The following is a 24,782-nucleotide window of genomic DNA, read 5'->3' on the forward strand; positions in this document are numbered from 1 at the left end:
AAAATTACAAACTGGCTTTTGGCCGTGTTTGTTCTGTAAACCAGCTTTTTAAAGAATGATAAGAAGAGTAAACGAGCTGATTTTCTATGTCCGCTTGTTCAAACTTTTTCTGATAGGTTTCAGAGCTTTCTAATTCTCGTTTGCTAGGTTCTTTGTTAATGAAAATAACACCATCGTCTATTGTAACAAAATCCAGCTCAAAAAACACCTTTGACATGAAATCTATTGTTTCTTTTGACCAGCCTTTCCATTTCGCTAGTTCTGCACCATCTCTCTTCACATTAAAGGTTTTCCTTTTTGCAAGAAATCCATAAAACCATTTGAAGTGCTCTCTCGTTGGTAGAGTCGTGAAAAAGTGCTCAGTACTCTGATGAAAAACCGCATAGATCCTTGAAGGTTCACCGATGGTTTCCAACCATTCAGAAAAGCGAGTTAGAGAAGGAGGAACATCCAAGAAAACTAAGTTTTTTCCAGTAAAATAGTCTTCTGGCAGAGTTAATAACTCATCTTCACCAATCACTTGATCAGATAGCCCCTCAAAATCTTTGTGCTTTAATGTTTCTTCTTCAAACGCGATAAAACATGTTTTAGAGTACGGTAGACCGATCAATCTTTTCCCCGCATCTTTAAGACCTCTATAATCAAACAGTTGAAAATGGTTTACAGAAAGATCTTCTAGCAGCAGCTGAGGTTTTCTATAACCGTTCCATTCGTTTAGTTGAATCTGTCCAACGATAGAAATCAACGAATAAGGAGTCATCTCTTCTAACAAGCTACCTTTTTGAAAGCCTATGCAATCTAGAACCGATAACTCACCATTGCCTACCTGCAACTTGAGATGATTTGATTGACTACCTATTTTTTTCATCTCACGGATCGGGACTTCTTCAACCATTACGCGAGGCGATGGATTTCCAACACCGAAAGGAGCTAACGTACTTAATAGCTCAACTGTTTCTAGAGAAATCTCATTTAATCTAGCTGTGAGATCAATCGTTGTAACAGGAAGATAATCCTCTGGCTGTAAACAGTCCTTAGCTTGCTGGATGAGCCTCTTTCTTAATTCATCGACATCATGCATAGAAAGTGTCATTCCGGCTGCCATCGGATGTCCACCGAAATGAGGAAGAATGTCCCTAGATCCTGAAAGGTTCTCAAACATATCAAATCCTTTGATGCTTCGCGCTGATCCTTTTGCCGTTTCTTTTTCAGGGTCCAAACACAGCACGATCGTAGGACGATAAAATTTTTCAACCAATCGGGAGGCAACGATTCCAATCACTCCTGGGTTCCAGCCCTCTTTGGCAAGGACTAGCACTTCATTCTCGTCCGGAGGGTAAAGTTCTTCGACCATCGCAATCGCTTCTTTTGTAATCTCGTTTACGATTCCTTGACGTTCTTTATTTACAGAATCGATTTCTTGTGACAACATGGCCGATTCTTCACGATCACGTGAAGTAAACAGCTCCACCACCGGCATCGCTGAACCAAGTCTTCCTGCTGCATTCACTCGTGGGCCGATCGCGAACCCTACATCTTCCGCTGTAAGTTCTTTTTCATAAAGACCCGCTACTTTTAGTAGTTCTTGCAATCCGATCTTATCCGTTTTCGAGAGTGCTTCTATCCCTAGTTTCGCAATCACCCTATTTTCATCAACAAGCGGTACAAGGTCCGCTATTGTCCCAATGCATGCGTAATCAAGCAAATGTAGCGGCGGTTTACCGTGAAGAGCATGTGCTACTTTAAAAGCTACTCCTACACCTGCAAGACCTGAGAATGGATATGTGCAGCCTGGTTTCTTAGGATTGATAATGCTATAAGCATCTGGCAATACAGGAGGTGCTTCATGATGATCCGTAATAATAAAATCAAGCCCGATTTCTTTTGCGATATTTGCTTCGTGCACAGCTGAGATTCCTGTATCAACGGTTACCACAAGTGAATAACCATCGTCTTTCGCTTTTCTTAAGGCTGGCTCATTTGGACCATAGCCTTCTGTAAAGCGGTTAGGGATATAATAGTCAAACTGTGCTCCTAGTTCTTTTAGTGCATAATACATCACCGTCGTACTGCTAACTCCATCTGCGTCATAATCGCCAAAAATTAAAATCTTTTCTTTAGATTCTATAGCTCTATGTATCCGCTCAACACTCTCTTTCATCCCATCCATCAAGAACGGATCATGAAATTGGTTGATATCTATTTTTAAAAATGCTTCTGCTTTCTCTAACGTTTCAATTCCTCTGACAACCAGTAGATTCGCGATCAGAAGAGGGATATCTAATTCTTGTGACAACCATTTTGCCTTGTCTTCCGATGGTTCTTGAATCTCCCACCTTGTTCTAGGCTCCAACATAAAAATCACCTCTTAACCTATTCATTATACAAAACAGGATAAGAGGTGACAATTTATGAATGATATTTACATTAAATTTCTGGCTCGGCCTCAACTGGACGTGTCTTTTTCGATTTCATCTGTCGTGATTTCATAACGTACCACAACTGAGAAGCAATAAAGATGGAAGAATATGCACCAAAAGTAAGACCGATCAACAAGGCGATCGAGAAGTTTCTGATCGAATCAGCTCCAAAGATCAATAGCGCAACTGCTGCGATAATAACAGTTAGAACGGTATTAATCGAACGACCCAACGTCTCATGAATACTTCTGTTTACGATTTCAGCCAGTTTTTCTTGCGTTCTTACTTTTTCAAGTTTCATGTTCTCACGAATTCGGTCGAACGTTACAATCGTATCGTTGATGGAATAACCAACGATCGTTAGAACAGCTGCGATAAACGGCAGGTCTACTTCAATTCTAAACATGCTAAAGATCGCTACGATCATAAAAGCGTCATGTAATAGAGCAACAACAGATGCAACAGCCATGCTCCATTCAAAGCGGAAGGCTACATAGATGATAATACCAACAGAAGCGATAAGCACGGCATAAAAAGCATTTTGTGCCAACTCACGACCAACCGTTGGCGTAACAGTACTGATACTCGGTGGTTCTCCGTACTTTTCTTCAAAATGAGTGTTGATTTTCGCTACTTCGTCTTTTGACAGAGCACCTTTAAAGGAAACATTTGCTTGATCGTTTTTCCCTGCAAGAACGACTCCTTCAGGTTCAAGACCAAGAGACTTAAACTCTTCTTCTACACTTTCATTTGTAAGTGTTTCATTCGCTTGAATATTTACGCGTGATCCACTATCAAAATCAATTCCTAACTTCAATCCAGCTGTAAGCAAGAAAACAATTCCAACAACCGTAAGGAGAGTAGAGATGATGAAGTAAAGGTTTCTGTTTTTTACAAAATCGTATTTAAAGCTCACGGATGTCACTCTCCTTTACACCAAACAAGCCTGGCTTCTTATCCATAACACGAGACTGTACCCATAAACCAAGGAAAAGTCTTGTTCCGAAAACGGCCGTTATGAAACTTGCCAAAACTGAAATAATTAGAACTAACGCGAATCCTTTTACTGAGCTTGTTCCATATGCAAATAGAACAGCTGCTGCAAGGATTGTTGTAATGTTTGCATCAAAAATCGTAGTGAATGAACGACGATTTCCAGCTTTAAACGCACTTAATACGGATTTCCCGCTTCTTATTTCTTCTTTTATTCTTTCGTACGTGATGATGTTAGCATCAACCGCCATACCTACCCCAAGAATAAGCGCTGCAATCCCCGGAAGCGTTAATACCCCGTTCATCAGATAGAAAATAGCGAGGATCAACCAAATATAGATGGATAGCGTAATAACTGCAATGATTCCAGGCACACGATAGAAGATCAGCATGAATAAAAAGATCACTGCAATTCCGATAAAGCCGGCAAATATAGTTTCGTTTAATGCTTTCTCACCGAACTTCGCTCCAACTGATGTAGAATACACTTCATCAAGTTTAACTGGCAAAGCTCCAGCGTTTAAAATTTTCGCTAAACTCTGTGCTTCTTCAACAGAAAACTGCCCTGTTATCGTTACAACGTCGTCAGTAAGAACTTCTCTTACATAAGGAGCAGAAATATACTTTGGTTGTTTACCAGCGAGTTCTTTCTTCTGTTCTTCTTTAAAAGAATCACCTTTTTCATAATCCAGCCAGATAACTAATAAATTTTCTCCCTGTGGCTGACGATTAAGAACTTCTTCTGTAATCTTAGCAAACTTATTAGCGTCTTTTAACTTCAATGAAACGATCGGCTTATTATTTTGAGACTCGAACGTTTGTTTAGCACCGTTTCCTACTAAATCAGATCCATCTAATAAAACTTTATCGTCCACATCTCGGAAGGTTAACTCCGCTTGTGTAGATAATAGTTCACGTGCTTTGTTCTGATCGGTTACACCAGCAAGCTGAACACGAATTCTGTTGTCTCCTTCGATCTGAATCTCAGGCTCAGAGACACCTAATACGTTGATACGGCTGTTTAACGCTTCAACCGTACTCTTTAATGTTTCCTGTGTTATTTTTTGATCTTTTTTCACAGGTTCAACATCGTAAAGTACTTCAAATCCCCCTTGGAGATCTAGTCCAAGCTTTGTACCTTTTACGATCTTTTCTGTTGTAAGCCCAATTAGTGCTGCAAACATGATAAGCACAACAAAAAAGATGACGATCTTACTCCTTTTTACCACTTCAAGAAACCTCCTTCATGCTGTATCAAAAGACAACACTATGTATAAGTACGAATACTAACCCTTCCCATTATAGCGATTGTTGTTTTTTTCTGTCAATTTGTCCTGTGAATGTTCATAAATAAAACATAATAAATATAGCTTAACAAAAGAACAAGGCTGCCCAAAAGTAAGTTCTACTCTTGAGTCAGCCCCTCTTCTTTATATGAGCGTATCGTTAGCCACGTCATAAAATCATTTAGTGAAAGAGCTAAAATGGTGTCAACCAACGCGTAGAGACGAGGCTCAACTTTCTTTTTCTTTAATTTTGATTGAACACATTCCCATATTTCCTCTTCTGTTACACTTTCATACCCCAAATAATGAAATTCTTCTTTTTTGCTTTTTACTGCTGGCTTAACTTCATTCTTCCAATCCGAAAAATGCGTATTCTCCAATTGACTTTCTCTCCTTTCGAGATGAAACAAGCTGTCATGACTGTTCACTGTACCTGCATATAGTGATATATAAGATTGTCCAAGAAAGGACAGGTTAAGATGACAAAACAAACACTCGTGCAAGGAACGCTCCTGCTCATAATAGCAGGACTTGTAACCAAAATTCTCGGTTTCGTTAATCGTATCGTCATGGCTCGTGTCATGGGTCACGAAGGTGTTGGCCTCTACATGATGGCAGTCCCAACATTCTTACTAGCCGTAACATTAACAAGGCTTGGTCTGCCGATCGCCATATCCAAACTGGTTGCAGAAGCAGATGCGACAGGAGATCGTTCAAAAGTAAGAAAAATCTTGATCGTATCTTTAGCCATAACAGGTATTTTAAGCATTGTGATCACGATCGCTTTGTTTATTGCTGCCCCGTTATTAGCAGAATACTTCTTTACAGATGATCGTACGATTTGGCCGTTGCTCGCCATCGCACCTGTAGTTCCTGTCATCGCAGTCTCCTCCGTTTTGAGAGGGTATTTTCAAGGTCTGCAGAACATGCGACCGTCTGCTTACTCGCAGGTCATCGAACAGGTGGTCAGAATTGCTCTCGTCGCATTATTAACAGGTCTATTTTTGCCTTATGGCGTAGAATACGCTGCAGCTGGCGCGATGATCTCTGTTATTATCGGTGAACTCGCATCACTTCTTTATATGTTTTCCATGTTCAAAGTGAAAAAGAAGATGCGTATCCGAAAAGGTTTTTTTAAGCAGTTGAAGCAAGGTCATGAAACGATGAAAGACCTCCTGAATATCGCACTACCGACTACGGGAAGTCAATTGATCGGTTCTGTTTCCTACTTTTTTGAACCAATTGTTGTGGCAAACAGTTTAGCGATCGCTGGTATCACTACAGCTGTTGCCACCGCGCAATACGGAGAACTTGCAGGTTATGTTATCCCACTTTTGTTCCTGCCAACGTTCATTACGTATTCGCTTTCGATCTCTTTAGTACCTGCCATCAGTGAAGCGAACGCACAAAAAAAATACCACTTGATCGAGCATCGCTTGAATCAAGCGCTCAGACTCTCGATGTTATCTGGTGGTATTGCTGCGGTCATTATGTATGTTTATGCTGTCCCTATCATGGACTTAATGTATGATTCACCTGCATCCGCGTCATATGTAAAAATGATGACACCTTTTTTCTTTTTTCTTTACTTCCAAGGTCCATTGCAAGCTGTGCTTCAAGCATTAAATCTGGCACGCTCAGCGATGATCAACAGTCTTATCGGTGCTCTTGTCAAATTAACAGCCATATTTGCTCTAGCTACACGACCTGAGTTTGGAATTATGGGAGCAGCACTCGGAATCGTGATTAGTATCGTAGTCGTTACCCTGCTTCATTTTGCAACAGTCATCAAAGCAATCAGTTATACGATCGTAGTAAAAGATTTTGTCTTATGCCTGCTATCCATTTGCATTACAGGAGGAGGAGCCGTATATCTATATCGGTACATGATGCCTCAGTTTTCTCCACTACAAGGTCTAACGATATGTGTGGCTGCAACTTGCGCTATCTATTTGTTTGTTCTCATCTTCTTTAAGCTGTTAGGTAAAGAAGACCTTAAACACATACCTCTTATAAAGAGGTGGATCTAAAACAGCCTGATCGGCTGTTTTATTTTTTGCTATTCAATTCGTCGACATACAGTGTACCATCTTCATTCAGTGTACAGAACGAAATGTTCTTTATCTCTTTAAATCCTACTTTCTTCAACTCTTGCCTTAACCAAAATGTTGTCTTGTCCATCTTTTCAAGATTATCTTCTAAGATCTTTCCGTCCAAAATAAGAGGCATGATCATCTGGATCGGTGTATTTTCCGAATCCTCTTCCTTTTTGATAATGGAAAGTTTACCTGTTGTTTCTAAAATTCCAAATTCAACTTCGTTCAAGCTTCTAATATTGTTCTCGCGCAATTGTGTCAAAAGATCATCAAAGTTGTATCGTTGCTTCTTCATCTCATGTTCATCCACTTGTCCTTCTTTAATGATTAATGAAGGTTTACCGTCAACGATTTCTCTCATTCTCCTGCTCTTTAATGAGACAAGAGCTAATATGAGCTGGATGCTAAGCAAGACAAAGATGGACACGAGGGAATTTAACATGGGTATCGTTGGATCTTCGATAGAGATAACGGCTAGCTCTGCGATCATAATCGAGACAACAAAGTCTATGATTGATAACTTTCCCATCTCACGCTTACCCATCAATCGGAAGATCACCATGATTAAGAAATAGATAAAAAGGGTTCTGAAAATAATCGTATACAGTTCCATGATTCCCCTCCTTCCATAATACGTTCTAAGTTCATTCCATTAGTTAGTGTGGCACAGATATGAAAAAACATGATACGCAGGTTTTGCCAAATATAAACCAATGGAAACGAAAGGGAAAATACTTGCTTGTACTTCTATTTTTTACGGAGTCTGAATAAAGTATATAGAAAGCTTCTAGGGATAAGGAGGATCAAAGATGGGGATTAAACATATGGCTTCTTCTATGGGACGGGGTCTGATTGCAGTTCTACTAATGATCATGCTCTGCAGTTTAGTGCTCTCACTATTGCTGCGGTTTACAGGGCTGACAGAAGCGTCGTTAAAATGGGTAACAGTGGGTCTTTCTTTTTTATCATTATTTATAGGTGGATTGATATCTGGTAAGAAAGGACAAAGTAAAGGTTGGCTGTTAGGTGGCGGTACAAGTCTTTTGTTTTCTTTTCTTGTTTTTCTTATTCAATACTTAGGTTATCAAAGTACGTTTAACTCATCTCAGTATATGTATCATGGTCTCTTTCTTTTATTAGCGATTATCGGTGGTATCATGGGTGTTAACTTAAGCAGTCATAAACAAACATATAAATAAGACCCGTGTGAACGGGTCTTTTTGTTATAGTGCTGCTTCTTCTTTTACTTCACGGATCGCATTACGATCAAAAGTTAACTTTGCACCATCATTCGAACGAATAACAGCGATGTTATCATCGATGCTGTCTAGTGTTCCATGTAAGCCACCGATCGTTACAACTTTGTCGCCTTTTTTAAGGTTAGACTGCATCTCACGAACTGCTTTTTGTCTCTTTTGCTGCGGTCGGATCAATAGAAAATAAAAGATCGCAAACATCAAGATAATCGGCAAAATTCCTCCAAGGTTTCCCATACTATTTCACCCCTTTCTATAAGTTAAACATTTTCTTCTTTTAAAAATTACGCGCGTTTGGTTTATTAAATCCATACATTTCAAAGAATTCGTTTCTAAAATCAAGAAGTCTGTCTTCCATGATCGCTTGTCTTACTTGCTTCATTAAGTTTACCAAAAAATAAAGGTTATGGTAACTTGTTAATCGGAAACCAAATGTTTCGTTCGCCTTTACAAGGTGGCGAATATAAGCTCTTGAGTAAGTTCGACAAACATGGCAGTCGCATTTTTCGTCGATCGGACGGAAATCACGTGCATACTTCGCGTTACGAACCACAAGCCTTCCTTCACTCGTCATACATGTTCCATTTCTAGCGATACGAGTCGGAAGTACACAGTCAAACATGTCGATCCCGCGAATCGCTCCATCGATAAGCGAATCAGGAGAGCCTACTCCCATCAGATAACGAGGTTTGTTTTCTGGAAGATGAGGTGTTGTGAAATCTAAGACACGGTTCATCACATCTTTTGGTTCGCCTACTGATAGGCCACCAACTGCATAACCCGGGAAATCAAGCGATACAAGATCTCGTGCACTCTGTTTTCGTAGCTCTTCGTATTCTCCACCTTGTACGATACCAAAAAGGGCTTGATCTTCAGGTCTAGCATGTCCTTTTAAGCAGCGCTCAGCCCAACGACTTGTACGTTCTACAGAAGCTTTCATGTAATCATATTCTGCAGGATAAGGAGGACACTCATCGAACGCCATCATAATATCAGAGCCTAACGCGTTTTGAATCTCCATTGCTCCCTCAGGGCTTAAGAATAGCTTTTCACCGCTAAGGTGGTTTCTAAAGTGAACACCCTCTTCTTTGATCTCTCTCAGATCACTTAAAGAAAAGACTTGAAATCCTCCTGAATCCGTAAGTATCGGACGATCCCAGTTCATAAATTTATGAAGGCCACCAGCTTCTTTTACGATATCATGTCCAGGCCGTAACCAAAGGTGATACGTATTGCTTAGAATGATCTCTGCTCCAAGCTCTTTTAGCTCTTCTGGGCTCATCGTTTTTACCGTTGCTAATGTTCCCACTGGCATGAAGATAGGTGTTTCAAATGTTCCGTGCGGAGTATGAACTTTCCCTAATCTTGCACCTGATTGTTTGCACGTTTTTATTAATTCATACGTTACTGCTGGTTTCATCTTAAAATATATCCCCCTTAAAGTATAAGCATCGCGTCACCGAAACTGAAAAAGCGATACTTTTCTTCGACGGCTTCATGATATGCTCTTAAAACGAAATCTTTTGAGGCTAATGCGCTCACCAACATGATTAATGTTGATTTTGGTAGATGAAAGTTTGTGATCAATCCATCGATCGCTTTAAACGTATAACCAGGATAGATGAAAATATCTGTCCAACCAGAATCTTCTTCAAACTTGCCATCAAATTTATTCGCTACCGTTTCAAGTGTTCTTGTACTCGTCGTCCCAACGGTAATAATTCTTCCGCCAGCCTCTTTAACCTGATTTAACAGTTCAGCTGTTCCTTTTGTGACTTGGTAAAACTCTGCATGCATGTCATGCTCAAGTACATTTTCTACGCTAACAGGACGAAAAGTCCCTAGTCCGACGTGAAGAGTAATAAACGTAACATGTACACCTATAGATTTAATTTCTTCGATCAATTCCGTCGTAAAATGCAACCCAGCGGTTGGAGCAGCTGCAGAACCTTGATGTACAGCATAAACAGTCTGATAACGGTCTTTTTCTTCTAACTGCTCTTTAATATATGGTGGAAGAGGCATCTGACCAAGGTCATCGAGCAGTTCGTAGAAGATTCCATCATAGATAAATTTTAGCAGTCTGCCACCGTGGTCACTCTCACCTGTACAAACTGCTTTTAATCGTCCGTCTCCAAATGAAATTTCCGTTCCAGGTTTTATTCTTTTTGCTGGCTTAACAAGCGTTTCCCATGTGTCGTTGCCTTCTTCTTTTAAAAGAAGTACTTCAACTTTTCCACCTGTATCCGATTTTTGTCCAAAAAGTCTTGCAGGAAGAACACGTGTGTCATTTAAGACAAGACAGTCTCCTGCTTTTAAATAATTTTTCAGATCATAAAAATGTTTATGTTCAAGTGTCTCATGAGTTCTATCTAGGACCATCAACCTTGAGGAAGTTCGGTTCTCAAGCGGAGTTTGCGCAATTAATTCTTCAGGTAGATGAAAATCAAAATCATTTACGTTCATGTAATGTATTCCTGCTTTCTATATAGCACTTTTCTAAGTAAACTTTGCTCGTCTCCATGACAAGTTGATTGGAACGCAGGGTGCGAGACTCCTGCGGGATCAGTGTGACAGTTCAAAAAGCGATAGTGGCTCGTTCAGCTCCGAAAAGCGAAAGGCGAACGGTCTAAGAAGGCGTTTGTTTGCCTTCATGACCGATTGACTTTTGACCTCGAGGAGCTAGCCACTGTAGCTAGACAGGTGAGACTCCTAAAAGCGCATAGCGCTATGAGGCACACCCCGCGGAAAGCGAGCAACCTGGAGTGGAAATCAACCACTCCAAGAGCAAAGTTGCAATAACTTTCTATTTAAATCGACCTATGATCATGAAGATCAAGGAAAGTACAACACTGATGATAATGGACGTCATGATTGGAAAATACACAGTCGTGTTTCCTTTTTTCCAAACCATATCTCCAGGAAGTTTACCTATATACGTCCCTACTAATCCTATAATAATTAGAATGATTCCTGCAACGATTAACAGCCGGTTCAATCTGCGGACGCCTCCAGTCCAAAGTAATGATAGGCCTGTTCTGTTACCATCCGTCCACGAGGAGTACGTTGTAAAAAGCCAATCTGAAGAAGATACGGCTCATAAACATCTTCAATCGTCATGGATTCTTCACCTATTGTAGCTGAAATGGTTTCTAGACCTACAGGACCGCCTTTATATGTGTGAATGATCCCTAGTAATAATTTATGGTCAATATGGTCTAAACCTAAACGGTCTACTTGCAGAAGCTCTAAAGCCTTCTGACAGATTGGCAAAGAAATCGTATCTTTTCCTTCAACTTGCACAAAATCTCTCACTCGACGTAACAACCGGTTTGCGATCCTCGGAGTACCTCTTGACCTTCTCGCAATCTCTTCTGCTGATAGGTCATCTACTCTTACCCCAAAGACATCACCAGTCCGTCTTACGATCTCACCAAGCTCATCTGGCTTATAATATTCTAGCCTTGCGAGCACACCAAAACGATCTCGGAGGGGAGCCGATAAAGAACCCGCTCTAGTTGTCGCACCGATCAGTGTGAAAGGAGGCAGGTCTAGTCTCACAGACCTTGCGACCTCTCCTTTTCCGATTACGATATCTAAGCAAAAGTCCTCCATTGCCGAATATAGAATCTCTTCAATGGCACGGGACAATCGATGGATCTCATCGATAAATAACACGTCACCTGGCTCTAACGAAGTCAGTATGGCTGCCAAATCCCCCGGACGTTCAATAGCTGGTCCACTTGTGGTTCTCAAGTTTACTTCCATCTCGTTTGCAATGATTGATGCCAAAGTGGTCTTCCCAAGACCAGGAGGACCGTACAACAGGACATGATCGAGAGGCTCGTTGCGAAGTTTTGCAGCTTTAATAAAAATCCGCAGATTGTCTTTTACGGAGGTTTGTCCAATATACTCATCTAAAAGTTCAGGGCGCAGGCTTAACTCGATATTTGCTTCATCTTGACGTTCCTCTGAAGAAACAATTCTCTCTTCCATACATCCTCACGTCCTTAAGAATTCATTAATTTCTTTAATGCCGCTTTAACATATTCGTTGGCTGACATCTTCTCTTTTTTCAATTCCGGAAGAATTTTTTGGATTTCTTTTCTGCCATAACCTAAAACTGCAAGTGCTTCAAGTGCTTCGTCAAGTTCATCACTCTCTGGTTCAACATCTGCAAAAAGTCCATCCGTGAATTCTACATCTGCGAAGATTGAAATCTTACCTTTTAGATCCAAGATCATCTGACGAGCAGTCTTCTTTCCAACCCCCGGGAACTTCGTTAGGAACTTTTCATCTTCCTGTTCGATTGCATTGACCACTTGTTCAGGCTGTCCGAAGGCAACGATCGCTAATGCACCTTTCGGACCAATTCCTGACACGTTCAATAACTTTAAGAACAAGTCACGTTCTTTTCGATTCTTAAAACCGTAAAGAGCCAGTATATCCTCACGAACATATTGATACGTATATACCGTTTTTTGATCGTTCAATTTATAAATGAAAGGATTTGGACATAAAACTTTATAGCCGATTCCATTATTGTTTATAACAATATATTCTGCCGTTATGTAATCTACATTTCCAGAAATACTTTCAATCAAATTCTTCTCTCCCTAACGCTAAACACGAGCGTATGTTTCTATTGCTTATTGTATCATAGGCTCTCCCTTAATTCCTTATAAAAAGTGAATTTGATTACTTTATAAGCGTTAACTGAAAGACGTATATGTTGTTCACTTTTAGATGTTATCAAATAAGAAACTCTTTTATATCCTCTTAAAATGAAAGATGTTGCATAAACAACTATAAAAAAAGAACTGTTCAAAAGTTGATTTAACTTCTGACAGTTCTTTTTTACTAGCGGTTGTTTTCGAAAGGACGTTTTATCGCATTACCAAGATCACTGCCCGCATTTACGATGTCTTTGCTGATTCCGCGAACATCTGATTCAACTTCCGTGTAAGCACGGCCATCTCGCAGATCGTTATCAACGTTCTCAATGCGGTTTACCATATCTTGATCAGCTACAATCTTCACATCACGATTTGGTGCTAAATTAGAAGTGATCTCTCTAACTTTGTTCGTTAGTTCAGTCTTCTTCTTTTCATCCGTGTCTACTCCTACAATGACGTTGTTATCCTCAAGAATAACGTGAGCATCGTCTACACCCCGGATGTTATTGACCTTACTCGCGATTCGTTCAGCAAGTTTACCATCATAATCTTCATGATAAGTTGCAGTATGATCATTTACATCTCGATCAGCCATATCTGATATAAATCCATTACCACGATCAAGATCACCACGATTATCTCCCTCATTAGAGTAGTATCCAATCGGTCGAACATCGTTGTCATTCTTATCCTGAGATTCATTTACACCATTACAGCCTACGAGACCTACAGCTAGGATTGTTACGGTAAGTGATTTCCCTAAAAAGTTCAATGGAAAAACCTCCTTTCACCATTAGCTTGGCAGAAGAAGGCTCTAAATAATCTGTTAAATGTAGGATGATCGTTAACTCATCCTCTTCATTATCTTTTCAACAAATTTTTTCCTGTGGGAAAAATCACGCAATGTAAATCTCGTTACGGCATCAATCATTTCCTTGTCACCGGTTTTCAGGGCCCTGTTCCATTCTCGATAGAGGTCTGTAGGAAATACTAAACAAATTACGAACCACTTTTTTGTAAACCATTTTAAGAAATGTTCATTGCCCACTTCTTCCATCTTGGCATAAGACCAATGCCAAAATGGTAAGATACGATTTGCATATTGCAACCAATCAAAAGCTTGAGGAACTGCTGCAAACAGATCAAAATCAATCAGATACGTATCTCTATCTTTATATTTCACAAAATTATGTGGTGCAACATCACCATGTGTAATTTCTTTTTTCTTGTATGCTTTGTTTTCAAGCGTTTCAATAGCCTCATGATCGAAATGATTTAAACTCCAATCTCCCCACATGACTATTTCGGAAATTAACGGCTGCATCTGATGATTCCAATTTGCTGATCTTGCATGATACTTAAATGCGTTCAATCTGTCACTCCATTTTTTAAATAAAGAGTATGAAGACAGCTGGTCATATATAGGAACCGGTATATGTTTTGAAAAAGAATGAAAACGGCTGATTGCATCCATTCCAGCTTTGACATCGTCCTTTTTGCCAAAATGAAGACCTTCTCCTTTATAAAATGGCATGATTGCCCAAATGTATTTTCCGAATTGAACCGTTTTTTTCTGGTTTGGATATACCGTATAAGTACCCATAATCCTTGGCTTTTGCCCATGATACAGTTTAGAGAGCTTTAACTGCTTGTTGCAAGTTTCAGACCTGTTAAACCCTTTTAATACAAATTTCCCCTGTTTGGTTTTAATCCAGATAACGTTCTCTCGAAAAAAACCAAAATCAATCACTTCAAGACCCAATTCATTCATCTTTTTTAAAAAAAGACGATCCCCTTGGAAATCGTCCCTTACATCCCTATTCATCTTCTTCCGTTTCTTCCGCAAAATTCTCGTCTAATTCACGAGATTGTGCTTGTGAATAAGGATTAGGCATACCTTGTGGCATCAGTTGAGGCATTCCTGGCATTCCTCCACCCTGCGGCATCATGCCCATCTGACCCATCCCTGGCATTCCTCCACCCTGTGGCATCATGCCCATCTGACCCATCCCTGGCATTCCTCCACCCTGTGGCATCATACCCATCTGACCCATTCCTGGCATTCCACCACCTTGTGGCATCATGCCCATCTGACCCATTCCTGGCATTCCACCACCTTGTGGCATCATGCCCATCTGACCCATCCCCGGCATTCCACCACCTTGTGGCATCATGCCCATTTGGCCCATCTGCGGCATTGATCCAGGCATCATACCCATCTGTGGCATTCCTCCACCTTGTGGCATCATACCCATTTGACCCATCCCTGGCATTCCACCGCCTTGTGGCATACCCATTCCCATTTGGCCCATCTGAGGCATTCCGCTAAATCCTTGCGGCATACCCATAGGCATCATGCCCATTGAACCTGGCTGCTGCATACCCATTTGCATATCCTGCATACCTTGTTGTTGCCCACCAGGTGTGTATTCTCCTGAAGGCATTTGATCCATATCTGAATCAGGATATTCTCCAAAAGGCATAGAACCTCCTTGCTGCATGCCACCACCTTGTTGACTACCTTGTGGATATCCACCACCATAGAGTTGTGGCATTCCGCTGAATCCTTGTGGAGGCATCATTCCATAGCCCTGTGGCATTTGAGAATAGGTTTGTGGTTTTGGGAACATTGGCGGCATGGAACCATACATGTTCTGCATCATTCCAGATGATTCTTCCATCAAAAATGGATGTTTATTTGGAGCATAGCCATCTTTTCCTGCATAGATTCCATGCTTGCTCGCCACATTTGGCTGGTTTGCCATATTCGGCTGGTTTGCCATATTCGGCTGGTTCGCTATGTTTGGTTGGTTTGCCATATTCGGCATGTTCGCTATGTTTGGTTGATTTGCCATATTCGGCATGTTCGCTATGTTTGGTTGATTTGCCATATTCGGCATATTTGCTATGTTTGGCTGTTGATTCGGATATCCCATTGGCACATAATGTCCGAGATTTGACGATTCTACCATTCCAGCAAAGTCCTTATCATGAATAGGTGCCATAGGCTGCTTCATCGGTGCTTTCATCGGTTGATCTTTTAAAATTGGAACATCTTTTTTCATAGGAACATCTTTTTTCATTGGTATATCTTTTTTCATAGGAACATCTTTTTTCATCGGAGCGTCTTTCTTTTCCATCTTTGTTGGTGCAGGTTTTAATGGTGCAGGCTTCATTGGTGCTGGTTTCATTTCTTGTTTTATTGGAGCTGGTTTCTTTGGAGCAGGCTTAACCGGTGCTGGCTTTGGAGCCTCCTGAACAGGTGCTACCGGTTTTTCTTTAACCGGTACAATAGGTTGTTCTTTCTTCATACCAGGCATCTTGATCGGGATTTTAATCTTTTCCCCCCGTTCGATAACATCTGTTTTAGAGAAACCTGGATTTGCCTTTCTTAGTTCATTTACTGGTACATCGTATTTTTCAGCGATTTTGTCGAGTGTGTCCCCTTTTTGCACAATGTGTATTCTCACGCTGCAAAACTCCCTCCTGCCAAATTTCCTTACAGTATATGAACATTTGGGCATATTGCTACATCGTATTAGAAGTGACATTATTCCTTTATCACTTTATGCCTCATTAAAGAAGGTTATGACAGGGGGAGAAACACTACATCATGCGGTTCAATGCTGTGATTGCATATTCTTTTGTTTCTTCATCTACCTTAATTATGTTTTCAAGCTTTCCGTCTATAATATTTTCTAGCGACCACAATAGGTGTGGCAGATCAATACGGTTCATCGTAAGGCACGGACATAGATTTGGGTTTAATGAGACGATCTTCTTGTCACTGAACTGTTGAGCCAATCTGTTTACAAGATTCATCTCTGTTCCGACGGCCCAGCTTGTTCCTGGTTCTGCATGTTTGATCGTCTCGATAATAAAATGAGTAGATCCGTTCAAATCACTAGCTCTTACAACTTCATGCGTACATTCTGGATGAACAATAATTTGGAACTCCGGGTGATTCTTTCTAAAGTCGGCAATCTGATCCACAGTAAACTTTTCATGAACCGAACAATGACCTTTCCAAAGTATCACTTTGATTTCTTCAATGTTGGTACCGTCATATACCAATTGATTTTGAATCGGATCCCAGATCGCCATATCTTCAAGGGAAATGCCTAGATCATAAGCGGTATTTCTTCCTAGATGCTGATCAGGAAGAAACAACAATCTTTCTTTTTGATCGAAAGCCCAGCTTACCATCTCTTTAGCATTTGAAGAAGTGACGGTGGCACCACCATTTTTTCCACAAAACGCTTTTATCTCCGCTGTTGAGTTCACATAAGTCAAAGGCAGAATCGTATCACCAAAGAGCTTTTGAAGTTCAACCCAAGCTCTCTCTGTTTGATGAATATTTGCCATATCCGCCATAGAACAGCCCGCTTTCAAATCTGGAAGAATCACAGTCTGATTGTCAGTGCTCAGCATGTCAGCTGTTTCGGCCATAAAATGGACACCACAGAATACGATAAAATCAGCATCTTTATTCTCTGCTGAGATTTTGGCAAGCTGAAGAGAATCACCTGTAACATCTGCAAATTGAACGATTTCATCTTTTTGATAATGATGAGCTGGAAGGAATAAACGCGTTCCTAAACTATTTTTAATCTCGTGAACCCTGGCTTCCATCTCTTCAACTGACATGGTGCTAAATCGATCTGGTAGTGTGTTTGTTTTAGAAAAAGTTTTTAGTAAAGTCATGTTTTACAACTCCTTTAACATTCATGCTAATATCTAGTGCTTTATAAGAGTGAGTTAAGTAACCAAGAGAAATATAATCAACACCTGCTCGACTATATTCCTTGATCTCATCAATAGTAATTCCGCCAGATGCTTCGGTAATAATATTCGAAGGTACATGTGTAAGTCTTTGTTTAATCTCTTCAGGGCTACAGTTATCAAACATAATGATATCCGCTCCAGCTAAGACTGCTTCAATCACTTGTTTTTCTGTCTCTGTTTCCACTTCTATCTTAACGGTGTGTCCACACTTTTTACGAGCCGTCTCAACAGCTTCCTGAATAGAGGGAAATCCTGCTAAGTGATTGTCCTTCAGCATCACCGTGTCGTAGAGTCCGAACCTGTGGTTGTACCCTCCTCCGCAGCGCACCGCATACTTTTCTAACATCCTTAATCCAGGTGTTGTCTTTCTAGTATCACAAATACGAGTTTCACCTTCGCAACAAGCAACAGCTTCGGCAGTGATCGTCGCTATACCTGATAGACGTTGCAAAAGGTTCAGTATGACTCTTTCACCTGATAGAACACTTTGTCTTCTACCCGTGATTTCAGCTAATACCGTTCCTGCCTCGAATTGTTCTCCCTCGCTGACAAATATATTCGTTTGCACGGTTCTATCAATCAATTCATATCCAATAGACAAAATTTGACCACCAGCAAATACCCCATTTTCTTTAGCAATAATGGTTGCTGTCACTTCTGTATGATCTTCAAAAAGAGACGCTGACAAATCTCCTGATCCAATATCTTCAATTAAAAATTCCTGCAGCTGTTTTTTCAGCAATAATGGATTCATCATGCCACAAACTCCTTATTATTTTTTTTGAGTCCCATTCTTTCTTCTGAGATGGAAAATCTTTTCGATAATGACTGCCTCTGCTTTCTTCTCGCTTAAGACAACTTGTTACAGTCAACCATGCGATTGTTTGCATATTGACCCTCTTGATAACAGGTAGTGGTTCTTTGATCAGAGCAGGTGTCCACGAACGTAGGTCTAGGGTTTTTGCGGCACTCATCAATTCACTTTTACTTCTAACGATTCCCGCATATTTATCCATAAGAAGTTGAATCTCATTTTCATGCAAGAGATCGCCATGCTGAATTGATTTTTGTTCGAGCGTCTTCCTTCTTTTAAAAGTTGGAGGCTTCATATCCGTTGTTTCCGATGAAAGGATACTGTTTGCCGCCGCTTTTGCAAAAACTGCTCCTTCAAGGAGAGAATTACTGGCTAATCGATTGGCACCATGTACTCCGGTATTCGCACATTCTCCAATCGCATATAGCCCTCTCAACGAGGTCTTACCGGTTTGATCTGTAACAATTCCACCCATCGTAAAATGAGCACCGGGAGAGACTGGGATCAGCCCATTGTTCACTTCGATACCAGCAGTCTCACAGATCTTGGTCACTCCAGGAAATTTACTTTTAAAGTCTATAATCGAAGAAATGTCTAAGAACACCTTCTCACCGTGTACATGAATCTCTTGAAAAAGCCTCTTAGATACGATATCTCTCGGTGCAAGGTCTTTTAACGGATGAACATCCCTCATAAAAGGAACTCCACTTGAATTGACCAATATTCCACCTTGTCCTCGAACAGCTTCGGTGATCAATCCTGCAGGCACTCTCCCTGATAAAAGGGTTGGGTGGAACTGAACAAACTCCAAATCCGAAAGTTCAACGCCTGCTCGGTATGCCATGCATAAAACGCTCCCATCCGATCCAAATGCATTAGAAGTCGTTTCATAGATCCCCGCATAACCACCACCTGCCAATATCGTATTTTTCGCTTGATAAATAGTGGTCTGATTTTCATTATCCTTACAATACACACCCATACACTTATGATCTTGAATGATTAAATCAACTGCATATTGGTGGCTAACAATCTTAACGTTGTTTCTTACTCGTCGAATTAAGGCATCAATCACTTTCTTACCCGTTTGATCTCCTCCAGCATGAACGATGCGATTCCGGTTATGTCCCCCTTCTTTACCTAACATATAAGAACCGTTCTCATGCCGGTCAAAGTTCACTCCCCACTCAGTAAGTGTACGAACGACACTTTCGCCTTCTTTCACAAGCTGTTTGACCGCCTCTTGATCATTATGATGGTGCCCCGCTTTTAGCGTATCTAGAAAATGCTCCGCCCAAGAGTCCTCTTTATCTATTGCTGCAGAAATTCCGCCTTGAGCTAAAAAAGAATTTGATTGTTCTGCAGAAAACTTTGTGATAACTATCACATTCTTATGCGAGCTTAAATATTCAGCAGCCATTAAACCAGCGATTCCTCCGCCGATAATTAAAACATCTGCTTCGTAATGTTTCATGAATATAAAACACCTCAACTTTACACGTGTCTTGACACCTATATTTACATAGATTTAAACTAGATACAACTATTTTATTAAAACTGAGGTGGAAACCTTGATATATCTTGATTATGCAGCAACTACACCCCTGTCAGAATCAGCGCTTAAAGCGTTTATTCAAACATCCAAAACGTATTTTCATAATACAGAGAGTCTTCACGAGGGAGGTCTAGCAGCTCGTGATTTGTTGGAACATGCACGATGTTCTTTAGCAGAGTTGTTAAATAAAGAAAGTGAAGGAATCTATTTTACAGGCGGGGGCTCTGACGGAAATTTTCTAGCTATTACTTCATTAGCACATGGAGCAAACTATAAAGGTAAGCATATTATCTCTTCAAATGTAGAACACCCATCTGTTGATTATGTTCTGAAATTTTTAGAGAAGAATGGGTACGAGATAACAAGAGTACCCGTACAAAAAAATGGGAAGATTTCGATCAACACGTTGCTGTCCTCTATTCGTCCAGACACCATTCTCGTCACCATTCAGCATGTGAACAGTGAAACTGGAATCGTTCAGGATATCAAAGAGATCGGTGAGTATTTAAGAAATCGTGGTGTTTTGTTTCATAGTGATTGTGTTCAATCCTTCGGAAAATGGGATAAAAGCTATTTTCATTCTATGAGAATAGATGCTTTTACAATGTCTGCTCACAAGATAAACGGACCTAAGGGAACTGGTGCCGTATACCTCTCCCCATCTGTTCACATTGCTCCTCTTCTTGCTGAAGTCACACATGAACGTGGATTCCGAGCAGGCACTGTTGATCTGCCATCGATAGCTGCTTTTGTTACAGCAGCAGAAGAGGCATTCCATTTACAGCATGATCGCTATCAGCATGCAGTTGACATGCGTAAACAACTAAAATCGTCTATACTTACAGATAAGAACATTATCTTTGAAGGTAACGATGACAGTTCTCCTTTTATCATTCCAATACGTGCTAAAGGGATGGAGGGCCAGATCGTGATGCAAGAACTGGACCGATTAAAAATCGCTGTTTCTACAGGATCTGCGTGCAAGAACGGGCAACAAGCACCTTCTAAAACTTTACTTGCACTTGGAAGAACTGAGAGTGAAGCACATGAACTGGTTCGAATTTCAACCAGTCATCAGACGACCTCTGAAGAAATAGCTTTACTTCAAAAAGCACTTATTGAAATAACAAATACATTCAGATCTGTTAGTGAGGTAATAACAAGATGAGTAACGAGAAATTAAAAGGTGATGAAAGACGTTCGCAGCTCATAGCCTGGCTGATGAAATCCGACAAACCACTTAGTGGTTCGATTCTTGCCACTAAAACGAATGTTAGCAGACAGGTTATCGTACAAGACATGTCACTTTTAAAAGCAAGCGGCGAGCCGATTATGGCAACAGCTCAAGGCTATATTTATTTAAAGAACGACTCAAAAAAACAATTCTCTCGCGTGATTGCCGCAAATCATTCACCAGAAGAAACAGCGAGTGAACTAACAACGATTGTGGATTATGGCGTTACAGTCGAAGATGTTACCGTTGAACACCCTGTTTATGGTGACATTAAAGCTTCACTCAAGCTCTCTACTCGAAAGGATGTTGAAGATTTGATCAAACGTCTTAGAGAAACGAATGCCAGCCTTTTAAGTGAATTAACAGAAGGTATTCATATGCACACTCTCTCATCAGACTCAGAAGAGAAACTAGATAAAGCTTGTGGTGCTTTAAGGGAAAAAGGGTTTTTATTATAAGCAAAAAAGAAATCCCTGGCTGTATCAGCCAAGGATTTCTTTATGCGCCAGTTCCTACTACTTCAACTCGTTCTACTGTTTCCATGCGGTTTAATGTGGTCAACAAGTCCTTCATATCTCCTTGAAGCATGTTCGTTTCAATCGTCAATGTAATATGTGCACGTCCCTGCAAGGGAATCGTCTGATTAATCGTTAATACGTTGCAACCTTGGGAAGCAACAACCGTTAGCAGGCTTGACAGGGCACCGGATCTGTCTTCAAGGTGAAGCGAAAGTGTAATAATTTTCTCTTTTACCATCGTATGAAACGGAAAAATTCCATCACGGTATTTGTAAAATGCACTTCTACTCAAGCCCACTTTTTCAGCAGCTTCTGCCACTGTCTTAACTTTTCCTCGATCTAAGAGAGACTTTGCTTCCAACGCTTTTTGCATAGATTCGGACAAAACGTCTTCTCTTACCATATAGTATTGATGATCATTTTTCATTTGCTTTCCTCCGGTGACTTTCTTACCTCTATTATAATAGGATTGTTCTTTCATGTCTATTCCACGTGGACATCTGTATAAAAAAGACAGCCTACAGAATAGGCTGTCTTTTTTTAATCGATAAATTCGAACTCGTATTTTAAGATTCGAACAACATCACCATGCTCTGCTCCGCGATCACGTAACGCTTGATCAACACCAAGTGTACGCATTTGTCTTGCAAAACGCTTTGTTGCTTCTTCTCGGGAAAAGTCTGTCATCTTAAACAGCTTTTCAATCTTCGGACCATTGATAACAAAAATACCTGCAGGATCACGAGTGATATAGAAGCCAGCATCTTCTTTTTCATGCTTGTATAGAACCCTCTGCTGTTCGCCACCATCATCATGAATAAGTGGGAACTCAGGTGTAACTTCAAGCGTATCTGCTGTTGTGAAAAGAACCTCTCTAATACCTTGACGAGAAATCGCAGAAATTGGGAATACCTTTACGTCTTCTCCCACTTTTTCTTTGAAAATTTCCAGGTTTTCTTCAGCACCTGGAATGTCCATTTTGTTAGCAAGAACAATTTGAGGACGTTCCATTAATCGCATGTTGTATTGATTAAGCTCATCGTTGATCTTTACGAAATCATCATAAGGATCTCGTCCTTCCATTCCGGACATGTCGATAACATGTAGAATAACACGCGTTCGTTCAATATGTCTTAAGAATTGATGTCCAAGTCCTATACCTTCATGAGCACCCTCAATTAAACCTGGAAGATCAGCCATTACAAAGCTTCTTCCATCTTCGACAGCAACAACCCCTAAGTTAGGAGTGATCGTTGTAAAATGGTACTCAGCGATTTTGGGCTTAGCTGCTGATACGATCGATAAGAAGGTTGATTTCCCTACACTCGGAAATCCTACTAAACCTACGTCAGCTAAGACTTTCAACTCTAATGTTACTTCTCGTTCTTCACCTGGTTCACCGTTCTCAGCAATTTCTGGAGCCGGATTTGCAGGAGTAGCAAAACGAGTGTTTCCACGGCCCCCTCGACCGCCTTTAGCGATGATCGCTTGCTGCTGATGATGTACGAGGTCAGCAATCGTCTCTCCCGTATTAGCATCTGTCACGACAGTACCAGGAGGAACTTTAACAATCATATCGTTCGCTTTTTTTCCATGCATGCCCTTAGACATACCATGTTCCCCTCGAGGGGCTTTAAAATGACGGTTGTAACGAAAGTCCATAAGCGTTCGTAAGCCTTCTTCTACTTCAAAGATTACGTTTGCTCCTTTTCCTCCGTCACCACCTGCAGGACCACCGTCTGGAACGTATTTTTCACGGCGAAATGCTACCATTCCGTTTCCGCCGTCACCTGCTTTTAAATAAATCTTGACCTGATCGACAAACATTTCATTCTCCTCCTTCCATTAGGAAGTTAACTGAATATCAAAATAACACTTATTTTCCTGATTATAGCTTTCGATGAGTAACATGCTTTTATGTGTTGAAAAAATATTTCTCAATACTTCATACGTATCCTTCTCATCTGTTAGCGCCCCTTGAAAGGTATAACAGACTCGAAGAGCTGCAGGATCAAATGTAACAGTAAGTGAGTATTCATCATAACCCGAAATGGAATTATTCAACACATCGCATACTTCTTTCGTCGTATGTAACAATTCCTCTTCAAATAAGCTGAAATCCCCGCTTTCACCATTTACTTTTCCATACAATTTCACCGGATGCTTCAACCAATTATATGTTAATAAGTACTCCGATAAATTCGGGGTTTTCAGGTTAGAGATTCTTGATTCTTCCCGTGATAGTTCAATAACTTCATTCATAATCTCTTTTGCCCGCTCTGTGCGGCCAAGTGATAGGTTTGCTTTAATAAGCTGTAGCTGGTTTAGCCAGTCATGCCTGGCGTGGCGCAAAAGATCGACAGTTGTCCATTTGTTTGACATCATCGCACTCCTAGCCTTTCCTTTTAATAGGGCTATACCTTACACCAACAAATTTAGCGCAGTACTTAATACTCTCACAAAGCAAAGAAAAAACTCTAACCAATCTGGTTAGAGTTTTCATCTCCCTCTTACGCTTCTTGCGCGATTGGGTAAACACTTACCTTTTTGCGGTCACGGCCATAACGTTCGAAACGTACAACTCCGTCTACCTTAGCAAATAGTGTGTCATCTCCGCCTTTACCTACGTTTGTACCAGGATAGATCTTAGTACCACGTTGACGGTAAAGAATTGAACCACCAGAAACGAATTGTCCATCAGCACGCTTAGCGCCTAGACGCTTAGACTGTGAGTCACGACCATTCTTTGTGCTACCTACCCCTTTTTTAGAGGCAAAGTATTGAAGGTTTAATTTAAGCATTCGTTGCACCTCCTTCATGTTCAGTCAATTTTATATACTCGCTGTATCCTTCTTCAATTGAAGCAAGAGATACAATCATGCCTTCCAAAAGCCACTGTGTTTTTTGATGTATAGAATCATCAAGATTATTCGGCACGCTTAACGTTAGAAAACCACCATCTTCATGAGTAGTCACTTCTGGCTCATAGCCGCAAAGCTTCTCTATCGCATTGATCGTTCCGAACGACACCGCTGTAGCTGCTGCACAAACCAAATCTTGGCCATGTGGAGCGAAGTCAGCATGTCCTTCCATCGTAAACGAAAGTATGTCTTGATCTTTGTTCCTGTATATAGAAACTAGAATCATGA

Annotated in this window: 24 protein-coding genes and 1 pseudogene; 4 read left to right on the forward strand and 21 right to left on the reverse strand. The window is 40.6% G+C overall.

Features of this window, described 5'->3' with window-relative positions:
- Positions 1 to 4 precede the first annotated feature (4 nt).
- The 3 genes and pseudogenes from recJ to I5J82_RS11085 form a co-directional block, all read right to left on the reverse strand.
- Positions 5 to 2,356: a single-stranded-DNA-specific exonuclease RecJ gene (gene recJ, locus I5J82_RS11075; RefSeq protein WP_198767897.1), complete on the reverse strand. Its 2,352-nt coding sequence runs from the start codon at positions 2,354 to 2,356 to the stop codon at positions 5 to 7.
- Between the two features lie 71 nt (positions 2,357 to 2,427).
- Positions 2,428 to 4,642, reverse strand: a pseudogene (secDF, locus tag I5J82_RS11080) (protein translocase subunit SecDF).
- A 176-nt stretch (positions 4,643 to 4,818) separates the two neighbouring features.
- Entirely contained in the window at positions 4,819 to 5,079 is a 261-nt protein-coding gene (locus I5J82_RS11085) for a post-transcriptional regulator (RefSeq protein WP_198767898.1), read from the reverse strand.
- Between the two features lie 99 nt (positions 5,080 to 5,178).
- Here I5J82_RS11085 and spoVB point away from each other — a divergent pair, with 99 nt between their 5' ends.
- On the forward strand, positions 5,179 to 6,729 hold the full coding sequence (spoVB, locus tag I5J82_RS11090) for a stage V sporulation protein B (RefSeq protein ID WP_198767899.1): 1,551 nt from the start codon (positions 5,179 to 5,181) through the stop codon (positions 6,727 to 6,729).
- A gap of 19 nt (positions 6,730 to 6,748) precedes the next feature.
- Here spoVB and I5J82_RS11095 read toward each other — a convergent pair whose 3' ends face one another.
- Entirely contained in the window at positions 6,749 to 7,408 is a 660-nt protein-coding gene (locus tag I5J82_RS11095) for a DUF421 domain-containing protein (RefSeq protein ID WP_198767900.1), read from the reverse strand.
- Between the two features lie 196 nt (positions 7,409 to 7,604).
- On the opposite strand from I5J82_RS11095, the gene I5J82_RS11100 reads away from it, so the two are divergent.
- Positions 7,605 to 7,994, forward strand: coding sequence for a TIGR04086 family membrane protein (locus tag I5J82_RS11100; protein ID WP_233096464.1), 390 nt, complete (start codon positions 7,605 to 7,607; stop codon positions 7,992 to 7,994).
- 24 nt (positions 7,995 to 8,018) lie between these two features.
- On the opposite strand, the gene yajC is transcribed toward I5J82_RS11100, so the two are convergent.
- The 12 genes from yajC to nadB form a co-directional block, all read right to left on the reverse strand.
- Positions 8,019 to 8,288 carry a preprotein translocase subunit YajC gene (yajC, locus tag I5J82_RS11105; RefSeq protein ID WP_198767901.1) on the reverse strand — a complete coding sequence of 90 codons (270 nt, stop codon included), beginning with the start codon at positions 8,286 to 8,288 and terminating at the stop codon, positions 8,019 to 8,021.
- 40 nt (positions 8,289 to 8,328) lie between these two features.
- Positions 8,329 to 9,471: a tRNA guanosine(34) transglycosylase Tgt gene (tgt, locus tag I5J82_RS11110; protein ID WP_144698836.1), complete on the reverse strand. Its 1,143-nt coding sequence runs from the start codon at positions 9,469 to 9,471 to the stop codon at positions 8,329 to 8,331.
- A gap of 17 nt (positions 9,472 to 9,488) precedes the next feature.
- A complete protein-coding gene (queA, locus tag I5J82_RS11115; protein WP_198767902.1) occupies positions 9,489 to 10,517 on the reverse strand; it encodes a tRNA preQ1(34) S-adenosylmethionine ribosyltransferase-isomerase QueA in 1,029 nt (342 codons plus the stop codon).
- Between the two features lie 340 nt (positions 10,518 to 10,857).
- Positions 10,858 to 11,049 carry a DUF2905 domain-containing protein gene (locus I5J82_RS11120; protein WP_198767903.1) on the reverse strand — a complete coding sequence of 64 codons (192 nt, stop codon included), beginning with the start codon at positions 11,047 to 11,049 and terminating at the stop codon, positions 10,858 to 10,860.
- Positions 11,046 to 12,047 carry a Holliday junction branch migration DNA helicase RuvB gene (gene ruvB, locus I5J82_RS11125; RefSeq protein WP_197193769.1) on the reverse strand — a complete coding sequence of 334 codons (1,002 nt, stop codon included), beginning with the start codon at positions 12,045 to 12,047 and terminating at the stop codon, positions 11,046 to 11,048. Before ruvB ends, I5J82_RS11120 begins: the two co-directional genes overlap by 4 nt.
- Positions 12,048 to 12,061: 14 nt before the next feature.
- Positions 12,062 to 12,655 carry a Holliday junction branch migration protein RuvA gene (ruvA, locus tag I5J82_RS11130; RefSeq protein ID WP_198767904.1) on the reverse strand — a complete coding sequence of 198 codons (594 nt, stop codon included), beginning with the start codon at positions 12,653 to 12,655 and terminating at the stop codon, positions 12,062 to 12,064.
- Between the two features lie 256 nt (positions 12,656 to 12,911).
- Positions 12,912 to 13,499: a YhcN/YlaJ family sporulation lipoprotein gene (locus I5J82_RS11135; RefSeq protein WP_198767905.1), complete on the reverse strand. Its 588-nt coding sequence runs from the start codon at positions 13,497 to 13,499 to the stop codon at positions 12,912 to 12,914.
- 72 nt (positions 13,500 to 13,571) lie between these two features.
- Positions 13,572 to 14,552: a phosphotransferase gene (locus I5J82_RS11140; RefSeq protein WP_198767906.1), complete on the reverse strand. Its 981-nt coding sequence runs from the start codon at positions 14,550 to 14,552 to the stop codon at positions 13,572 to 13,574.
- The gene (locus tag I5J82_RS11145; RefSeq protein WP_198767907.1) at positions 14,545 to 16,197 is read right to left on the reverse strand and encodes a LysM peptidoglycan-binding domain-containing protein; all 1,653 of its coding nucleotides are present in this window, start codon (positions 16,195 to 16,197) and stop codon (positions 14,545 to 14,547) included. Before I5J82_RS11145 ends, I5J82_RS11140 begins: the two co-directional genes overlap by 8 nt.
- A 136-nt stretch (positions 16,198 to 16,333) precedes the next feature.
- A complete protein-coding gene (gene nadA, locus I5J82_RS11150; protein ID WP_198767908.1) occupies positions 16,334 to 17,431 on the reverse strand; it encodes a quinolinate synthase NadA in 1,098 nt (365 codons plus the stop codon).
- Complete coding sequence (nadC, locus tag I5J82_RS11155) at positions 17,406 to 18,266, reverse strand: carboxylating nicotinate-nucleotide diphosphorylase (RefSeq protein WP_198768993.1); 861 nt, start codon at positions 18,264 to 18,266, stop codon at positions 17,406 to 17,408. Before nadC ends, nadA begins: the two co-directional genes overlap by 26 nt.
- Positions 18,220 to 19,800, reverse strand: coding sequence for an L-aspartate oxidase (gene nadB / locus I5J82_RS11160; protein WP_198767909.1), 1,581 nt, complete (start codon positions 19,798 to 19,800; stop codon positions 18,220 to 18,222). The genes nadC and nadB overlap by 47 nt, the downstream gene beginning before the upstream one ends.
- A 97-nt stretch (positions 19,801 to 19,897) precedes the next feature.
- Here nadB and I5J82_RS11165 point away from each other — a divergent pair, with 97 nt between their 5' ends.
- Entirely contained in the window at positions 19,898 to 21,049 is a 1,152-nt protein-coding gene (locus I5J82_RS11165; protein ID WP_198767910.1) for an IscS subfamily cysteine desulfurase, read from the forward strand.
- Positions 21,046 to 21,573 carry a transcription repressor NadR gene (locus I5J82_RS11170; RefSeq protein WP_198767911.1) on the forward strand — a complete coding sequence of 176 codons (528 nt, stop codon included), beginning with the start codon at positions 21,046 to 21,048 and terminating at the stop codon, positions 21,571 to 21,573. Before I5J82_RS11165 ends, I5J82_RS11170 begins: the two co-directional genes overlap by 4 nt.
- Before the next feature lie 40 nt (positions 21,574 to 21,613).
- Here I5J82_RS11170 and I5J82_RS11175 read toward each other — a convergent pair whose 3' ends face one another.
- The 5 genes from I5J82_RS11175 to I5J82_RS11195 all read right to left on the reverse strand — a co-directional run bounded on the left by I5J82_RS11175 (position 21,614) and on the right by I5J82_RS11195 (position 24,780).
- Positions 21,614 to 22,060, reverse strand: coding sequence for an ACT domain-containing protein (locus I5J82_RS11175; protein ID WP_198767912.1), 447 nt, complete (start codon positions 22,058 to 22,060; stop codon positions 21,614 to 21,616).
- 113 nt (positions 22,061 to 22,173) lie between these two features.
- Positions 22,174 to 23,460, reverse strand: coding sequence for a GTPase ObgE (gene obgE / locus I5J82_RS11180; RefSeq protein WP_144698812.1), 1,287 nt, complete (start codon positions 23,458 to 23,460; stop codon positions 22,174 to 22,176).
- Positions 23,461 to 23,478: 18 nt separating this feature from the next.
- Positions 23,479 to 24,015 (reverse strand): Spo0B domain-containing protein, encoded by a 537-nt coding sequence (locus I5J82_RS11185; RefSeq protein WP_198767913.1) that lies wholly within the window; start codon positions 24,013 to 24,015, stop codon positions 23,479 to 23,481.
- 128 nt (positions 24,016 to 24,143) lie between these two features.
- Positions 24,144 to 24,434 carry a 50S ribosomal protein L27 gene (rpmA, locus tag I5J82_RS11190; RefSeq protein WP_066239506.1) on the reverse strand — a complete coding sequence of 97 codons (291 nt, stop codon included), beginning with the start codon at positions 24,432 to 24,434 and terminating at the stop codon, positions 24,144 to 24,146.
- Positions 24,427 to 24,780, reverse strand: coding sequence for a ribosomal-processing cysteine protease Prp (locus I5J82_RS11195; RefSeq protein ID WP_198767914.1), 354 nt, complete (start codon positions 24,778 to 24,780; stop codon positions 24,427 to 24,429). The genes rpmA and I5J82_RS11195 overlap by 8 nt, the downstream gene beginning before the upstream one ends.
- Positions 24,781 to 24,782 lie beyond the last annotated feature (2 nt).

The sequence above is a fragment of the Fictibacillus halophilus genome, from assembly GCF_016401385.1.
In the GTDB taxonomy this organism is placed as follows: domain Bacteria; phylum Bacillota; class Bacilli; order Bacillales; family Fictibacillaceae; genus Fictibacillus; species Fictibacillus halophilus.

Excerpts from the sequence above, each read along its gene's own strand:
- recJ (WP_198767897.1), bottom strand. The coding sequence starts at position 2,356 with ATGTTGGAGCCTAGAACAAGGTGGGAGATTCAAGAACCATCGGAAGAC.
- spoVB (WP_198767899.1), top strand. The coding sequence starts at position 5,179 with ATGACAAAACAAACACTCGTGCAAGGAACGCTCCTGCTCATAATAGCA.
- I5J82_RS11095 (WP_198767900.1), bottom strand. The coding sequence starts at position 7,408 with ATGGAACTGTATACGATTATTTTCAGAACCCTTTTTATCTATTTCTTA.
- I5J82_RS11100 (WP_233096464.1), top strand. The coding sequence starts at position 7,605 with ATGGGGATTAAACATATGGCTTCTTCTATGGGACGGGGTCTGATTGCA.
- yajC (WP_198767901.1), bottom strand. The coding sequence starts at position 8,288 with ATGGGAAACCTTGGAGGAATTTTGCCGATTATCTTGATGTTTGCGATC.
- tgt (WP_144698836.1), bottom strand. The coding sequence starts at position 9,471 with ATGAAACCAGCAGTAACGTATGAATTAATAAAAACGTGCAAACAATCA.
- queA (WP_198767902.1), bottom strand. The coding sequence starts at position 10,517 with ATGAACGTAAATGATTTTGATTTTCATCTACCTGAAGAATTAATTGCG.
- ruvB (WP_197193769.1), bottom strand. The coding sequence starts at position 12,047 with ATGGAAGAGAGAATTGTTTCTTCAGAGGAACGTCAAGATGAAGCAAAT.
- I5J82_RS11140 (WP_198767906.1), bottom strand. The coding sequence starts at position 14,552 with ATGAATAGGGATGTAAGGGACGATTTCCAAGGGGATCGTCTTTTTTTA.
- nadA (WP_198767908.1), bottom strand. The coding sequence starts at position 17,431 with ATGACTTTACTAAAAACTTTTTCTAAAACAAACACACTACCAGATCGA.
- nadC (WP_198768993.1), bottom strand. The coding sequence starts at position 18,266 with ATGAATCCATTATTGCTGAAAAAACAGCTGCAGGAATTTTTAATTGAA.
- nadB (WP_198767909.1), bottom strand. The coding sequence starts at position 19,800 with ATGAAACATTACGAAGCAGATGTTTTAATTATCGGCGGAGGAATCGCT.
- I5J82_RS11170 (WP_198767911.1), top strand. The coding sequence starts at position 21,046 with ATGAGTAACGAGAAATTAAAAGGTGATGAAAGACGTTCGCAGCTCATA.
- I5J82_RS11175 (WP_198767912.1), bottom strand. The coding sequence starts at position 22,060 with ATGAAAAATGATCATCAATACTATATGGTAAGAGAAGACGTTTTGTCC.
- obgE (WP_144698812.1), bottom strand. The coding sequence starts at position 23,460 with ATGTTTGTCGATCAGGTCAAGATTTATTTAAAAGCAGGTGACGGCGGA.
- I5J82_RS11185 (WP_198767913.1), bottom strand. The coding sequence starts at position 24,015 with ATGTCAAACAAATGGACAACTGTCGATCTTTTGCGCCACGCCAGGCAT.
- rpmA (WP_066239506.1), bottom strand. The coding sequence starts at position 24,434 with ATGCTTAAATTAAACCTTCAATACTTTGCCTCTAAAAAAGGGGTAGGT.
- I5J82_RS11195 (WP_198767914.1), bottom strand. The coding sequence starts at position 24,780 with ATGATTCTAGTTTCTATATACAGGAACAAAGATCAAGACATACTTTCG.